Annotated in this window: 18 protein-coding genes and 1 pseudogene; 13 read left to right on the top strand and 6 right to left on the bottom strand. The window is 62.9% G+C overall.

The features are described 5' to 3' along the window. Nucleotides 1–67 precede the first annotated feature (67 nt). From AB4Y32_RS08690 to AB4Y32_RS08705, 4 genes are all read left to right on the top strand, one after another. Complete coding sequence (locus AB4Y32_RS08690) at nt 68–955, top strand: NmrA family NAD(P)-binding protein (protein WP_368721090.1); 888 nt, start codon at nt 68–70, stop codon at nt 953–955. A gap of 41 nt (nt 956–996) precedes the next feature. Continuing rightward, nucleotides 997–1182 carry a hypothetical protein gene (locus tag AB4Y32_RS08695; protein ID WP_368720921.1) on the top strand — a complete coding sequence of 62 codons (186 nt, stop codon included), beginning with the start codon at nt 997–999 and terminating at the stop codon, nt 1180–1182. A 279-nt stretch (nt 1183–1461) separates the two neighbouring features. Further along, nucleotides 1462–2172: a hypothetical protein gene (locus tag AB4Y32_RS08700; RefSeq protein ID WP_368720922.1), complete on the top strand. Its 711-nt coding sequence runs from the start codon at nt 1462–1464 to the stop codon at nt 2170–2172. A gap of 246 nt (nt 2173–2418) precedes the next feature. Then, complete coding sequence (locus tag AB4Y32_RS08705; protein ID WP_368720923.1) at nt 2419–2673, top strand: hypothetical protein; 255 nt, start codon at nt 2419–2421, stop codon at nt 2671–2673. A 230-nt stretch (nt 2674–2903) separates the two neighbouring features. Here the strand turns inward: AB4Y32_RS08705 and ribA are convergent, their stop codons facing one another. Next, a complete protein-coding gene (gene ribA / locus AB4Y32_RS08710; protein ID WP_152764009.1) occupies nt 2904–3545 on the bottom strand; it encodes a GTP cyclohydrolase II in 642 nt (213 codons plus the stop codon). Between the two features lie 399 nt (nt 3546–3944). Here ribA and AB4Y32_RS08715 point away from each other — a divergent pair, with 399 nt between their 5' ends. Further along, nucleotides 3945–4379, top strand: a complete 435-nt coding sequence (locus AB4Y32_RS08715) for a CBS domain-containing protein (protein WP_368720924.1) — start codon at nt 3945–3947, stop codon at nt 4377–4379. Nucleotides 4380–4691: 312 nt separating this feature from the next. Here AB4Y32_RS08715 and AB4Y32_RS08720 read toward each other — a convergent pair whose 3' ends face one another. Continuing rightward, nucleotides 4692–5021, bottom strand: coding sequence for a DUF4148 domain-containing protein (locus AB4Y32_RS08720; protein ID WP_368720925.1), 330 nt, complete (start codon nt 5019–5021; stop codon nt 4692–4694). Between the two features lie 307 nt (nt 5022–5328). Continuing rightward, nucleotides 5329–5946 carry a DNA-3-methyladenine glycosylase gene (locus AB4Y32_RS08725; protein WP_368720926.1) on the bottom strand — a complete coding sequence of 206 codons (618 nt, stop codon included), beginning with the start codon at nt 5944–5946 and terminating at the stop codon, nt 5329–5331. A 396-nt stretch (nt 5947–6342) separates the two neighbouring features. On the opposite strand from AB4Y32_RS08725, the gene AB4Y32_RS08730 reads away from it, so the two are divergent. Then, nucleotides 6343–6699, top strand: coding sequence for a BON domain-containing protein (locus AB4Y32_RS08730; RefSeq protein WP_368720927.1), 357 nt, complete (start codon nt 6343–6345; stop codon nt 6697–6699). Between the two features lie 227 nt (nt 6700–6926). Further along, entirely contained in the window at nt 6927–8012 is a 1086-nt protein-coding gene (locus AB4Y32_RS08735) for a calcium:proton antiporter (RefSeq protein ID WP_368720928.1), read from the top strand. Between the two features lie 64 nt (nt 8013–8076). Here the strand turns inward: AB4Y32_RS08735 and AB4Y32_RS08740 are convergent, their stop codons facing one another. Continuing rightward, the gene (locus AB4Y32_RS08740; protein ID WP_368720929.1) at nt 8077–8952 is read right to left on the bottom strand and encodes a LysR substrate-binding domain-containing protein; all 876 of its coding nucleotides are present in this window, start codon (nt 8950–8952) and stop codon (nt 8077–8079) included. Between the two features lie 274 nt (nt 8953–9226). On the opposite strand from AB4Y32_RS08740, the gene AB4Y32_RS08745 reads away from it, so the two are divergent. The 3 genes from AB4Y32_RS08745 to AB4Y32_RS08755 all read left to right on the top strand — a co-directional run bounded on the left by AB4Y32_RS08745 (nt 9227) and on the right by AB4Y32_RS08755 (nt 11513). Further along, nucleotides 9227–10036 carry a transporter substrate-binding domain-containing protein gene (locus tag AB4Y32_RS08745; protein WP_368720930.1) on the top strand — a complete coding sequence of 270 codons (810 nt, stop codon included), beginning with the start codon at nt 9227–9229 and terminating at the stop codon, nt 10034–10036. Between the two features lie 68 nt (nt 10037–10104). Next, nucleotides 10105–10860 (top strand): amino acid ABC transporter permease, encoded by a 756-nt coding sequence (locus AB4Y32_RS08750; RefSeq protein ID WP_368720931.1) that lies wholly within the window; start codon nt 10105–10107, stop codon nt 10858–10860. Continuing rightward, nucleotides 10857–11513: an amino acid ABC transporter permease gene (locus tag AB4Y32_RS08755; protein WP_368720932.1), complete on the top strand. Its 657-nt coding sequence runs from the start codon at nt 10857–10859 to the stop codon at nt 11511–11513. The genes AB4Y32_RS08750 and AB4Y32_RS08755 overlap by 4 nt, the downstream gene beginning before the upstream one ends. Nucleotides 11514–11576: 63 nt before the next feature. Here AB4Y32_RS08755 and AB4Y32_RS08760 read toward each other — a convergent pair. Continuing rightward, nucleotides 11577–11786: pseudogene (locus AB4Y32_RS08760) on the bottom strand (cytochrome c); the annotation flags it as partial. A gap of 130 nt (nt 11787–11916) precedes the next feature. Here AB4Y32_RS08760 and AB4Y32_RS08765 point away from each other — a divergent pair. Next, complete coding sequence (locus AB4Y32_RS08765; RefSeq protein WP_368720933.1) at nt 11917–12315, top strand: hypothetical protein; 399 nt, start codon at nt 11917–11919, stop codon at nt 12313–12315. A gap of 62 nt (nt 12316–12377) precedes the next feature. After that, complete coding sequence (locus AB4Y32_RS08770) at nt 12378–13196, top strand: alpha/beta fold hydrolase (protein WP_368720934.1); 819 nt, start codon at nt 12378–12380, stop codon at nt 13194–13196. Between the two features lie 89 nt (nt 13197–13285). Here the strand turns inward: AB4Y32_RS08770 and AB4Y32_RS08775 are convergent, their stop codons facing one another. Next, nucleotides 13286–14239 carry a peptidoglycan DD-metalloendopeptidase family protein gene (locus tag AB4Y32_RS08775; RefSeq protein ID WP_368720935.1) on the bottom strand — a complete coding sequence of 318 codons (954 nt, stop codon included), beginning with the start codon at nt 14237–14239 and terminating at the stop codon, nt 13286–13288. 422 nt (nt 14240–14661) lie between these two features. Between AB4Y32_RS08775 and AB4Y32_RS08780 the strand changes: the two genes are divergently transcribed. Further along, complete coding sequence (locus AB4Y32_RS08780; RefSeq protein ID WP_368720936.1) at nt 14662–15069, top strand: SRPBCC family protein; 408 nt, start codon at nt 14662–14664, stop codon at nt 15067–15069. Nucleotides 15070–15077: the final 8 nt, after the last annotated feature.

The raw sequence follows: 15077 nt of genomic DNA on the forward strand, positions 1-15077 counted from the left end.
GCATGCGCGCTTCGCACGTCGTCGCGGCTTACGCTTGATGTCATCTGAACGATCGAGGAGCCGGATGATGTTCGTGATTTTTGGCGCAGCGGGCAACGTGGGACGCACGGCGGCAACGGCATTGCGGCACGCGGGCCACGCCGTGCGCGCCGTTGTGCGAAACCCTGCCCAGCGCGAGGCGCTCGAGCGCCTCGGTTGTGAGGTCGTGCCAGGCGATCTGACGGATGACGCATCGGTGACGCGCGCGCTCGTCGGCGCTCACGGCGTGCAGATGCTGTGTCCCGTGCCGCATCGTGACCCCGATCCTGCCGGCTCGATGCGTCGCATGATCGATGTGGCAGCCCGCGCGCTGCGCGAGCATCCCGAGGTGCATGTCGTCGCGCTGTCCGACTATGGCGCCGAACTCGATACGGGCACGGGCATCACGATGTTGTTCCATCACCTCGAAAGGGCATTCCGCGAAGCTGTGCCGCGCCTGACGCTGCTGCGCTCGGCAGAGCACATGCAGAACTGGGCGCGCGTGCTGCCCGCCGCACTCGCGACGGGTTTGCTGCCGAGCCTGCATCATCCCGTCGACAGGGCGTTCCCGTCGGTGTCGGCGCACGATGTCGGCATGCTTGCCGCACAGTTGCTGATCGATGGACATGGCGGCGATGGGGTCCGTGTCGTGAGCGTCGAAGGCCCCCAGCGCCATGATGCGAACGGCGTCGCCCGCGCATTGAGCGAAGTGGCCGGGCGCGCCATCGTCGCATGCGCGTTGCCGCGTAGCGAGTGGACGGCGACGCTCCTGCGCGCAGGACTCAACGCCAATCACGCGCAACTCATCGTCGATCTCTACGACGCGCAGAACGCTGGTCGCATCGATGTCGAAGCGGGCGCAAGCGAGCGGCGCTTCGGCAAAACTGAACTGCGCGACGTGTTTGCCGCACTGGTGTCCGCGATCGACGCGCGCTAGATGCTGTCGAATACGTGCGCCTCTTTTGCGAGGAGCGTCACATGCAGTGCTGTTCTTTGTTGCGCATGAGCCGGGACGCTTCGGCTCGAAGCCGTGACGCACATCACAACGCGGCAAAGGGGCTGTACGCGTTCGCGACGCATCTGGCCGCGCGGCTCGGATGGTATCGGCTGGAACAGTTGCTGAACGCGATTCCCGACAGCAACGATGACTTCATGATCTTCTGAATCCACGAAAACAAATGGCCTCGCCATTGGCGAGGCCATTACGCGAATGAAGCGAGACGCAAAAGAGTCACTCGTTCCTCGAAGGATTGACTAGCCCCTTTCCGGAAAGGCCACAATATGTAACTTACGCGACGAGTGGCCTTATCATCGCGTAACTCCATGCGTACAAGCTTCTGTCATAAATCGTCACGACACTCCGTCTCGCCCCGGTTCCATGCTACGTATACCCGCCCATCAATCAAACGACAGGGGGCCGAATGCGGCACTACGGGAGGGTAGATGTCGTATAACGCGCTTCATGTGCCGCTTGATATCGGCACGTGGCAATGCGAGCTAGTACCCGCCAGGGAGTTCTATAGCCTTTCTGTGCGCCGCTTCGCCGACTGGGACATGCGCCGTGAGCGGGAACGCGAAATCGAAGATGACAAGCACACCTTCGACCGGTACTTCCGTTCCAATTACGACTTCCGGCGAACCATTGCCCCGGATATCGATGCGATCCGCTCATTCCTGAGCCATCAGTTGAACGTCGTTCATTGGGACCTGCCGACCGATAACGTGGGCATCGAGCGCGCGCTCAAACAGGCCGTGCGTGACGGACTGCTTGTGCCCGTCATCAACCGTGACTGGCGCTCGCTTCCAATGACGTTCCGGCCTACGCCCGCGCCGCTGCGTTGGCGGCAGCAGTCAGGCGGAGGCGCATTCCGCAGAAGTGGTGGCACAAAGTGGGCCGCCTTCGAGAATGCGGGGCCCGGTCCCCTGACATGGGACGGCGAACCTGTCTTGTCTGGTCCGTATGATCCGGCCACATGGGAAAAGCAATTGAAGGCTGCTCGGGCTGCAATGGCTGCAAGCAACGGCGACGACTGCAGCGGCCTGCTCGAAGTGGTAGCCGGCGCTGTGCTCGGCGGCGGTTCAGGTCCGGCGAACGATGGCGACGGTACACCCGACATGGCTGAGAACTTCGCGGACGAGTCCGGTACCGGATGAGGGCGCATCGACGCCGCTCGGCGATGCGCAACCGTTCGAGTACTCTGACGATACCCCTCCCGGCGATGTGCAGGACATCGCGGCGCGTGGCGTGAGTGATGCGGAGGAGGCTAAATGCGATGCCATGTACGAAGTGCGCATGACATACTGTAATGCCCTCAGCAAAATGTATGGCGGCGATGCGCGGACGTACCTTGCCTGCAAAGAGCAGGCTTTCCGAGATTATCAAGCATGTAGAGGCTACTGATGGTTGAGTACTTTGTTTCTTACTACGATCCCGAGACGAAGGCCATAAAGACAGGGTTCGTCGATGCCCGCATCCTCAAGGGAGCCCGTTTGAATCTGGCAGTGGAGCACGAGGTCAACGCCGACAATCCAATCGACGATGAATTCGCTCGTCGATTTGGCGGTGCCGCCCTTCTCTGGTTTGCGACGCAATACCCGGAGCTTCGCGACTTCCTTCAAGTTACTGATGGGAAAGGCGGTAAGGTGACGCTTTAAGGGGGACTCGAATTCGCCACCGTTCGATTTTGCCTTGCACTTTCGCGGCTCGTTCGCGCGGTCGCCGACGTCGCGCGCCGTTCGCTGCTTCCTCCCATTCGGCGATCGCCGCACTGAATGAAAGCGCTGGCCACTCCGAAAGCGCCTGGCTAGCGCTTCGCCTTGCCGGATAAGGTTTTGATGAACGAGAGCCTTATGGACTGCGGCTCTCGTGAATCTTTAGCTTTCTACTATTCGTTCTCCTCGAAATAGTGCCCAAACTTCACCTGTTTCGTGCGGATATAGCGCTCGTTCTCTTCGCGCATCGGAATCGCCAGCGCAACCCGTTCGCAGACGGGAATGCCGTGCTTCGACAGCGTGTCGAACTTCTTCGGGTTGTTGCTCATCAAGCGCACGGATGTCACCTTCAGCAGCCGCAGAATGGCGGCCGCCGAATCGTACTCGCGCGAGTCTTCGGGCAGACCGAGGTCGAGATTCGCCTCGACGGTATCGCGGCCCTGCTCCTGCAATGCATATGCGCGGATCTTGTTCGACAGCCCGATGCCGCGTCCTTCATGTCCGCGCAGATAGAGCAGCACGCCGCAACCTTCGGCTGCGATATAGCGCAGCGCGAGATCCAGTTGTTCGCCGCAGTCGCAGCGATACGAGCCCAGCACGTCGCCCGTCAGACACTCCGAATGCAGGCGCGTGAGCACCGACTGTTTGTTCGCGACATCGCCCATCACGAGCGCAACATGTTCCGCGCCCGTGTCGTTCACACGAAACACATAGGACGTGAAAATGCCGTAGCGGGTTGGAAGCGTGGCCGTCGCGTCGAGCGCGACGCATTCGCCGGTGGGGGCGCCGTCTGCTTGCGACGGCTCGTGAGACATGGGCATGGCGTTAGCGGTATTGCGGACATGAACCCGTGAACTAACGGGGATGAAGACCGGGGTAAAAAAAGAAACCGGCGGAACAAGTACAGAGCGGAGTTTACCGCTAAACCGTGAATTCTACCTGTCGCCTGCTTCGCGATGGTGCGCGCGAGCGATGCAGCGCATCCGCCATTGCATCAAATGGAACGAACGAAGCCGGACGAACAAGGCACTGATCCATCGCGTTGGCGATCGCATGGCATGCGTGCCGGACCCCACGGAACCAGGCGAAGCGAGCGTCGCCGCAGCCGCCATCGAGGCCTATACTTGACCTGCGCCTGATCTGCGCTTGACGTGCCCCTTCTTCACCCCAGCGCGCCGCGGCCGGGCGTGCTGCACAGCAAACGGAGCCGCTCCATGACTAGCGTTGCACAAGTACTCAAATCGAAGCCGAATCAAGACGTCTACACGATCGAGGCATCCGATTCCGTCTACAACGCCATCAAGCTGATGGCGGAAAAGCAGATCGGCGCATTGATCGTCAAGGAGAACGGGTCGATCGCGGGGATCGTCACCGAACGCGACTATGCGCGCAAGATCGTGCTGATGGACCGCTCGTCGAAGACGACGGCCGTACGCGACATCATGAGCAGCGCGGTGCGCTTCGTGACGCCGGAGCAAACCACCGACCAGTGCATGGCGCTGATGACCGAGCGTCGCATGCGGCACCTGCCCGTGATGGAGGATGACAAGCTGATCGGCATGGTGTCGATCGGCGACCTCGTGAAGAACATCATCGCCGAGCAGCAGTTCACGATCCAGCAGCTGGAGCACTACATTCACGGTGCGTAGGAGCGCTTGCGCCCGCCGCCGTCGCGACTTGCTTTTCGTCGTCGCGACAGCGGCATTCGACACGCCCAACTCGCCACCCGTTGGTCCGTTCGTTCGGTCGCTTGCTCGCTCGCGCCAATAAAAAAAGCCCAATCCGCGAGGTTGGGCAAAGCCACCTTGAGGCGGCGGAGGTTCAGGTTTTCGTCGACGGCGACACGGACACGGGCTTCTGAACTCTGCGCCGCACCGCCGTTACGATGTTTGTCATGCGCGCTTCATTGTTCTTCGAAAGCACGCATGCAGGGCCGCGAACTTCGCGGCCCCTGACGACAATTAATTCCCGAAGTAGACGTTCTGCGTCGGGCTCAGCCGCTTTGCAGCGCCCGATTGCGACGAGCCGTTGGTCGCCGCACCGTAGCCCGTATCGGCGGTGGGCGCTTGCGCGACAGCGCCGTTCTGCGCCTGGACGCGTGCTTCGGCAGCCTGGATGTCGGCCGGATAGCGCGGATCCGAAGCCGTTGCGGGGTTATAGCCTGCCTTCTCCAGCTGGATCAGTTCCGAGCGAACCTGTGCGCGGGTGACGGGCTGGTTCGACTGCGCGAACGAAACGACGGGAGAGGCGAGAACAGCAGCAATAACGACAGCCTTGATCAACGATTTCATGGTAACTACCTCCGAGGTTGTTTTATCAGCCGCTTCACACACCGTGTGTGAAGCAAGTAAGTTCAGTGTAGCCACCGTCGTGCCGAGGGAAAACCCCTATATCGGAGATACTTAATTGCGCTGAGTGCAAAAGTCGCGCAGCCTCCGTGCCGTGTGTCGATTCATGGGATGCCGCACGGTAATAATGACGGGGCACATCGGCGTTTGCCCATCGATGCGGCAAGCGTGCCGGCTGCCACATGCCACGGCGGACGGGACATCACCGGGCCTTCGCGAAGCGCGGCGCCGCAAGCCGCCGCCGCGCAGCTCATCCTGCTGACAACAGCTTGCGCGGTCCGCTGACGAACGGGCTGCCCGGCTCATAGAAGCGCAACAGACGATGCGTCTCGCGCGCAATGCCGATGCGCGTCGTCACCGCGAACGGCACGGGTTTTCCGTCGATTGCGCCGAGCCACAAGCCGCGCCCCGTGCAGAGGTCGGCGCCGTCAAAGCCCAGATCGATGCCCAGCGCAAGCGCGAGCCTGCCGGGACCGCGCGCGAGATCGCGCGGCTTCGCATCAGGCCGGCGCGCCTGCATCCATTCGATCCCTTCGATGGGCTCCAGCGCTCGGATCAGCACGGCGGCCCCCGTCCCTTCGCGCTCGCTCACCACGTTGATCACGTTGTAGATGCCATAGGTGAGCCGCACATACGCGTGCCCCCGATCGAGGAACATCGAGCCGTTATACGCGCGCCGCCCGGGCCACGCGTGATTGGTCGAATCGCCGACGGGATAGGCCTCCGTCTCGACGATGCGTCCCGCCACACGCCCTTCGCGCTCATCGTGGACCAGGTATTTACCCAGCATGAAGCGCGCAAGGTCAACCGTATCGACGGGTAGATCGTTGCGACGAAGAGGAACGATAGGAAGCGTTGTCGTGACCATGCGAGGATTCGTCGGCAGCGAACGGGTCGGCCGCGTGGACTAAACAGTTTGCAGCATGATGACGCGCCGCCCGTATCCATGCACGATGCACGCAATCCGGCACGAATGGCGTCGATCCGGCGCCCATCCGTTGTACCGATGCCTCATCCCGATGGCCCATGTCTTCACTATGGAACCAATTGAGGTATCGTTACTGTCCGGCCAGCCGCATCGGTGTTCCGGCTTGCGCGCCAGATCGGCAAGCCACCCGATGCCTATCCAACCAGTAGCATCTTTCCAGCCGTTTTCATCGCGAAGTACCGAAGTGGTAGTGCAGTGGTATCCCGTATGACGGCCCGTTTGACGGGTCCGTTCAAGCGCGACACCGTCGCAAATCATGACAACAGGAGAAAGTGTATGAAGGCGATTCAGGCAATCAAGTTGGTAGGTGGCGCGCTCGTGGTTCTGGCGTCGATCAACGCCTATGCTCAGGCAAGCGATGCCGACATGACCAACCAGCCCAGCGCGAAGCAGACCCAGAAGGCAGCGAAGTCGGCTGACCGCGCGCTGGCGAAGAAGGTGCGCGCTGCGCTGTCGAAGAGCAAGGACATCAGTGTCGCCAACATCACGGTCCGCGCGAGGAGCGGTGCGGTGACGCTGCAGGGCTCGGTGCCAGAGCAGCCGCAAGTCGACAAGGCCACGCAGGTCGCGGAAAACGTCGCAGGCGTGACGTCGGTGAAGAACGCGCTGACGATCCGCCCCGTCGGGCAATAAGTTCAACGCAAGGCCTCGGGGGCTCGCGACGCGAGCACCCGGATCATGCACGACACACACCGCTCTTCGCCGCGAGGAGCGGTGTTTTTCTTTGCGTGTTGCGCATCGTGACCTGAGCCGTCATACACGCAGTGAGCCGAACTGCTTTAATTTCGGGTACGCGCGGCTCATCAAGCTGCGCATTCGCGCCCAGGCCATCCGAACAACGATAACGGACTGAAACGCACATGGCATCGACATCGCCCGTACTGCCCCGCTGGACGATCGCGGCTCCTCTGCTCGCGTGGGTCGTGCTCGGCGGCGCTTATGCGCTGCCCGGCAACGGGCTGCTGGTGGCACTCGCGGCCATCGCGCTCGGGTGCTCGGTATTCGCGGGCGTGCATCATGCGGAAGTGGTCGCGCATCGCATCGGCGAGCCGTTCGGCACGCTCGTCCTCGCCGTCGCCGTGACGGTGATCGAGGTCGCGCTGATCGTGTCGGTGATGCTGTCGGCCGGCCCTGAGAAAGCGGGACTTGCGCGCGATACCGTGTTCGCCGCCGTGATGCTCGTGTGCAACGGTATCGTCGGCGTCTGCCTGCTGTTCGGCGGACTGCGTCATCGCGAGCAAGGCTTCCAGATTCGCGGCGCGAGCGCGGCGCTGGCCGTGCTCGCGTCGCTGTCGGGGCTGTCGCTCGTGATGCCCAACCACATCAGCGTCACGCTCGGACCCGCGCTCACTGCCTCGCAACTTGCGTTCGCGGGCGTGTCCTCGCTGGTGCTGTACGGCGTCTTCGTGTTCGTGCAGACGGTGCGCCACCGCGACTACTTTCTCGCCGATGCCGCCGGCGACGAAGACGCGCACGCCGCGCCGCCCAGCGCGCGCATTGCGCTGACGAGCAGCGTATTGCTGATGGTGTGCCTCGTCGCCGTCGTGCTGCTCGCGAAAGTGCTGTCGCCCGTCGTCGAGCGCGCGGTACTCGAAGCGGGCGCGCCCATCGCGGTGGTCGGCATCGTGATCGCGGCGCTCGTGCTGCTGCCCGAAGGGCTTGCCGCCGTGCGCGCGGCACGGGCCAACCGCTTGCAGACGAGCCTGAATCTCGCGCTCGGCTCGGCGCTCGCGAGCATCGGCCTGACGATTCCGACCGTCGCGCTGGTGTTCATCTGGATGGACCGCCCGCTCACGCTCGGCATCACGGGCAGGGACACCGTGCTGCTCGCGCTGACATTGCTGATCAGCACGCTCACGCTCGGCACGGGGCGCACGACGATCCTTCAGGGAGCCGTGCATCTCTCGCTGCTGGCCGCCTATCTGTTTCTGTCTTTCGTGCCCTGATGCGTCCGGGCTTCGCGAACCCGATAGTCTTGCGTTCGCGACGCGCAAGCAGGCAGGCCGCCGCTCAGCCCGCCCAGTGCCGGTCGATCCAGTCGCGAAACAGGTTGACCTTCTGCTGATGCGCGACGCTCTCGGGATACACGAGGTAGTAGCGCGCGCCCGTCGCGAGCACGGCATCGAATGGACGCACGAGACGCTGCGCGGCCACGTCTTCTTCGATCAGCGCGAGATCGCTGATCGCGATACCGAAGCCTTGCAGCGCGGCGTTGGTGGCGAGATCGAGCGTATCGAAGCTCGGGCCGAGATTCGCGTCGACGTCGCGCACATCCACGTATTCGAGCCACATCTTCCAGTCGCGATGATCGCGCGTGGGGTGCAGCAGCGTGTGGCGCGTGAGATCGGAGGCGCTCGCGAGCGGCTTGTTGTGCAGAAGCTGCGGCGCGCACACGGGCGTCAGCCGCTCTTCGAAGAGCGGCACCGACTGCACGCCCGCGCCCGCCGACGTGCCATAGACAATCGCGGCATCGAACGGCTCGACCTGGAAATCGACATCGTGCTGCCACGTCGTCGTGATCTGCACGTGAAGATCGGGATACTCGGCCTGGAACTGCATGATCTTGGGCAGCATCCAGCGCATCACGCAGGTGGGCACTTTCAGCGCGAGATCGGTGCGCTGGCGCGTGAGGCGCAGCGATATTTCTTCGATCCGCGCAAAGCTCTCCTTGACGGCGGGCAGCAGCATCTCGCCTTCCGCTGTCAGCGTGAGGCCTTTCGCGTGGCGCTTGAAGAGCGGGAAGCGGTAGTAGTCCTCGAGCGCGAGAATCTGGCGGCTCACGGCACCCTGCGTGAGACACAGGTGCTCGGCCGCGCGCGTGAAGCTGCGATGGCGCGCCACTGTCTCGAAGATCTGCAAGGCGTTCAGGGGCGGAAGTCGTCGCATGGGCGTGGATCGCATCAGTAAAAATCATTGGACGTGCTTCTTTGATGGATAGCACGCGTCCGACCATCCCCAAGCATACGCGATCCAAAAATCTCCGAGGACCGTTCGTCATGCGCAACGCTCATGCGGCGGCGTCTTCGGGACAACCCGTACGGCATGAGCGCACGTCATGGCGTCCATGCGCAGATTTCGATTGTTCGCGGATTTTGGCAAACCTAGAGTGATCCTCACCCGTAGTCCCTGCCGCTCCAACCTTCAACGAAAGGATGCACCGATGACCCTCGCCGCCCTCTACCGCCGCCGCTTCTCGCACGCGTTCGCGGCCTTTGCCCTGACGGGCGCGGCGCTGTCCGCGTTCGCGCCGCTCGCGCATGCGGATGCGCTCGACACGATCACGAAGGCGGGCGTCGTGCGCGTCGGCGTGTTCGAGGACTATCCGCCGTTCGGCTCGATCGGCCCCGACATGAAGCCGCAAGGCTATGACATCGACGTCGCGAACCTGATCGGCAAGTCGCTCGGCGTGAAGGTGGAGCTGGTGCCCGTGACGGGCGACAACCGCATGGCCTATCTCGCGGACCACAAGGCGGACATGCTGCTGTCCGTCGGTCAGACGCCCGAGCGCGAGAAGGTGATCGACTTCTCGCAGCCCTACGCGCCTTACTACCTCGCCGTGTTCGGTCCGAAATCGGTGAAGGTTAAGGACGCGAACGATCTCGCGGGCAAGAGCATTTCGGTTGCGCGCGGCACGCTGGAGGACTTGAGCGTCACGAAGATCGCGCCGCCGTCGGCGAACATCAAGCGCTTCGACGATCCGAACGGCGCTATTTCTGCGTTCCTTTCTGGTCAGGTACAGTTGATGGTCGTCGGCAACGATGTGGGCGCGACGATACTCGCGCGCCATCCCGCCAACGATCCCGAGCAGAAGTTCTCACTCTTCAGTTCGCCCGATCATGTCGGCTTCAACAAGAACGAGCCGCGCCTGCTGAAGAAAGTCGACGAGACCATCGCGCGCGCCCGCAAGGACGGCACGATGAACGCGATTTCGCAGAAGTGGCTGCGCGCGCCGCTGCCGGAGAATCTCTGAGTCGTCGAATTGAAGTCCTCTCGCGTTGAATTCCACTTGATCGCCGATGTCACGATGAGCCGCATACGATGAGTTACGCGTTCGATTTCAGCAGCTTTGACATGTATGCGGGCATGCTCGTGCGTGGCGTCGGCGTGACGCTCGGGCTCACGGCCGTTTCGACGGCGCTGGGCGGCCTCGTCGGCATTGCGGGCGCGGCGGCGGCCGCGTCCGGTCCGAAATGGGTGCGCGCGCTGATCGCGACGTATGTCGAGCTGATCCGCAACACGCCGTTTCTCGTGCAACTCTTCTTCGTGTTCTTCGGGCTGCCGAGCCTCGGCATCCACATCGACGAAATCGAGGCCGCGATACTTGCGATGACGGTCAATCTTGGTGCATACGCAATCGAAATCGTGCGCGCCGGCATCGAGTCGATTCCGCACGGACAGGTTCAGGCCGCGCAGGCGCTCGGCCTCGAAAAGCGCCAGGTGTTTCGCCATGTCGTGCTGCCACAGGCGGTCGCCAACGTGTTTCCCGCGTTGCTGAGCCAGGTGCTGATCGTGATGCTCGGCTCGGCTGTCGTGTCGCAGATCTCGGTGCCCGATCTGACCTACGCGGCGAACTATATCCAGTCGCGCAACTTCCGTTCGTTCGAGGCGTACGTGATCATCACCGCGACGTATCTGGTGCTGTCGATCGTCTTGCGTCAACTGCTGAACCGGCTCGGCAAGGGGCTTTTCGCAGGGCGCGCGGCCCGCTCGACGGATGCGCCGCGCGGCATCTTTCGCAACCTCCTCGCATTGCGCGGCGCGCGCCCGGCGCCGTCGACGGAGCGCTCGTCATGATCGAATTCACGTTGTGGGACATTGCGCGCAATCTGCTGCTCGCCGCGCGCTGGACGGTGCTGCTGTCGCTGATCGCGTTCGTCGGCGGCGGCATCGTCGGGCTGTTGCTGCTTGCGATGCGCGTATCGCCGATGCCGTGGCTGCGGCGCATCGTCGTGCTGTACGTCGAGCTGTTCCAGGGCACGCCGTTGCTGATGCAGCTCTTTCTCGCGTTCTTCGGCTTGCCTCTGCTCGGCGTCGACGTATCGCCGTGGGTCGCCGCGACCGTCACGCTGACGCTCTACACGAGCGCGTATCTCGCGGACATCTGGCGCGGCTGCGTCGAAGCCGTGCCGCGCGGACAATGGGCCGCGGGCGCAAGCCTGGGCATGACGTTCGGCCAGCAGTTGCGCTATATCGTGTGGCCGCAGGCGCTGAAGATCGCCGTCGCGCCGACGGTCGGCTTTCTCGTGCAAGTGGTCAAGAGCACGGCGCTCACATCGATCATCGGCTTCATCGAACTCACGAAGACGGGGACGATGATCACCAATGCCGCGTTCCGGCCATTTCCAATCTATGGAATGGTGGCGCTGCTGTACTTCGCGATGTGCTTTCCGTTGACGTGGTATGCGCGGGTGCTGGAGCGCAAGCAGAAGGTCGGGCAGCATCGCTGATGTTCACTGTTGCGAAGACGCTTGCTTTGAAAAAGCGAGCGCCTTCGCAGACAAAACCGCCTTTCGTGCAGCCTGCGCCGCCTTCCTCGACTTCGCGACGTCCGCCGCGCCGACAGCAGGCACACTGTTATTCCACCCCGCGCGAACGAACGTCAGCACATCGACGATCTGCGGGACGTCGTTCAGCACGTTCGCGTAGTTCGGCATCGGATACGGCGCGGGAATGCCGCCGATCACGAGGTCTTGGGTGCCGTTCAGCATCACATGCAGCACAAACGCGGCTGCCGGCACGTTAAAAAAACGTGCGTGCGGGCTGCCCGCCAAGCCATCGCTCGATACCGATTGCACCGATGTCCGATGTCGCGTGTAATAGCCGTGCACGCCTTCGCCCTGGAGTCGAACGATGAACGACCAACGCGCCCTTCAGTTTCTTGGGGACATTCGCAAGCCGCTGCTCGTGCTGCACAAAGCGATACTCGATCACGAGCGCGCGTCGTATGAAAAGGAGTTCGGACCTGTCACGCCCGCAGCGTTCCTGCAGGTGTTGATCAACGGATCGGGCTTTCGCTGGCTGACGCCGCTATCGACCGTGATCGCGAATGTCGACGAGATTCTCGACAACGACGACGCGACTTCCGTTGAGCGCATCGCGGCCGTGGAGTCGACAGTAGGCCTTTTCTCCGAGGATGTGCCGGGCAATCTGTTCCTGCCGCGCTATCGGCAGATCTTGCAGAACAGCCCCGAGATACTTCACGCACACGGACAGGTCGCGCCGATCCTGAAGTCGGTCGAAAGGACGTGATCCGTCGTGATCCATCGAAACGAATCACGCTCGCGCGGTTCGCGCAACGGAGTTCAACACCGATGAAGCAATGGACGCTCGATCAGACATTCACGTACCGCGATCAAGCAGTGCGCTATCGAACCTTCGGCGACGGTCCGCCGATCGTTCTGATTCACGGCACGCCGTTTTCGTCGTGGGTATGGCATCGGATCGCGCCGCATCTCGCGCATGAACGCAAAGTGTATGTGTATGATCTGCCCGGCTATGGACGGTCCGAAATGCGCGAAGGCCAGGACGTGTCGCTCGGCGTGCAGAACGGCGTGCTGGCCGCGCTGCTCGCGCATTGGAAGCTGGATGCGCCCGATGTCGTCGCGCATGATTTCGGCGGCGCGACGGCGCTGCGCGCGCATCTGATCGATGGCTGCGAATATCGAAGCCTGACGCTGATCGACCCGGTTGCCGTCGCGCCCTGGGGCTCGCCGTTCGTGAGGCACGTGCGCGAGCACGCGGCGGCGTTCGCTGGCCTGCCCGCCTATATTCATGCGGCAATCGTCGATGCGTATATTCGCGGCGCGGTCGCGAGGCCCATTTCCACTGACGATCTCGCGCCCTATGTCGAGCCCTGGCTCGGGGACATCGGGCAGCCGGCGTTTTATCGACAGATCGCGCAGATGAATCAGCGCTATACGGATGAAGTCGAAGCGCGCTATCCGCAGATACGCTGCCGCACGCAGATTCTGTGGGGCGAAGACGATCAATGGATTCCCATCGAGCGCGGGCGGCATCTGGCGAGTCTCGTGCCCGGCGCGCGTTTTCAGGCCGTGCCGAATGCCGGACATCTGATGCAGGAAGACGCGCCCGAGGCCATCGTCGCCGCGGTCATGCGCTGGATCGGTTGAGCAACGGACGCAAATGCAGCAAGGCTCCGGCGAGCTTCGTTCGCCGGAGCCTTCAGCCGATACTCGTTGCACGCGTTGAAGCGGCTCGATCAGCTCCGTTGATGCGGCAGAAAAGGCATCGGATCGATCGGCTTGCCGTCGTGACGCAGCTCGAACAGCACGGAGACGCGCGAGTTGCTCTCGCTGCCCATCTCGGCGATCTGCTGCCCCTTGCGCACGATGTCGCCCGTCTTCACGAGCAGTTTGCGATTGTGCGCGTAGGCCGTCAGAAAGTCCTTGTTGTGCTGGACGATGATGAGGCTGCCGTACTCGTTGAGCCCCGTGCCCGCATACATCACCTTGCCGTCCGCCGCGGCGCGGATCGGATCGCCCGGCTTGCCGCCGATTTCGATGCCGCGCGTTTCGCCCGGCTGGAAAGCCTCGACGACGCTGCCCTGCGCCGGCCAGATCAGCGACACGCCCTTCGCGTGACGCGAGACTTCGGCGTTCACTTCGCGCGCTTCGGCGGCGCTCGGCGCGGGCGCGGCGTCCAAAGCCATCGTGCTCGGTGCGTTGTTCGAGCCGTTGGTGCCATTCGTATCGCCGCTCCGGGTCGCGCTGCTCACTGTCGCGCCCGATCCATTGCCAGCGTTCGCATTGACGCTCGATGCCGATCCGTTTGAAGCCGAAGAAGATGTGACGGGCACCGCGACCATCCTGACGGCATCCGGCGACGACACCTTCAGCGACTGACCGGTCCGCAAGCGCGCGTGCGGCTTCAGATGATTCCACGCGACGATCTGCGCGACCGTCACGTTGTGGCCGCGCGCAACGCGGGCAAGCGAGTCGCCGCGCCGCACCTTGTACATGGCGGGCGGCACGGGCTGCGCGACCATCTGCGTCGCGGGTTGCGCGGGCGTAGGACCGGCGGCCGTCTGGTTGCTCGCGGCCGCGTCATTGTTATTCGTGTTCTGCTCGCCGACGTGCGCACAGGCACCCAGCATCAAGGCGAGTGCAAAGCTCGCGAAACTGGCCCACGTCTTGCCGAGTCCACTCATCGACATCTGCTCTCCCGCATTGTTCGTTAAAGACCGGATGCGCGCTTCTGCCTGCTCAGCAGGTGTCGACCGACACCTGCGAACGGCGGCGCAGCATGCCGCCTCGTTGCGGCTGCAACCTTCCGGCGTTTTGCCGGAACCAGCCGATGCCCCGTCGGAGCCGCGTCAAACGTGATGCGATCTTCCGTCAAAAGGGCCAGATTAACCGTCTAAAATGAATCCGCATTGTAGAGTGCGGGCGTCGGAAAACGGGCAGCCCGAACACTCTGATACAAATGAAATGTTTAACGGCGGTTCTTTCGCTTGCCCCGCCCTGCGGCAACCGTCGCGCGGGCGTCGAAGCGTCATGGGCAACCGCTCAATCTCATATCGGCACGACGCGCGCGAAACTTGAGACGCACGCGGTTGCCCTCTATGGAGACGAACCGATGACTGGCCCTGTCGAATCGAAAACGATCAGCGTGTCGATTGCACGCGATTGGCGCGAAGTGTACGCGTTCATGGAGCACCCGCTGTCGTTCGCGCAGTGGGCATCGGGGCTCGGCAAGCCGTTGCGCGGCGAAGGCTCGCTGTGGACCTTCGAAAGCGCCGACGGCCGCCCCGTCAAAGTACGCTTCACGCCGCACAATCCGTATGGCGTGCTCGATCACTATGTGATCACCGAACACGGTGACGAGATCTACGTTCCGATGCGCGTCATCGCAAACGGCGACGGCACCGAAGTGCTCTTCACGCTGCTGCGCACGGCGGACATGAGCGACGCGCGATTCGCCGCCGACGCACAATGGGTCGAGCGCGATCTCGCCGCGCTGAAGCGGTTTCTCGAGAAACGCTAGCGCAAGGC

The sequence above is a fragment of the Paraburkholderia phymatum genome, assembly GCF_040965635.1.
GTDB lineage: Bacteria > Pseudomonadota > Gammaproteobacteria > Burkholderiales > Burkholderiaceae > Paraburkholderia > Paraburkholderia phymatum_B.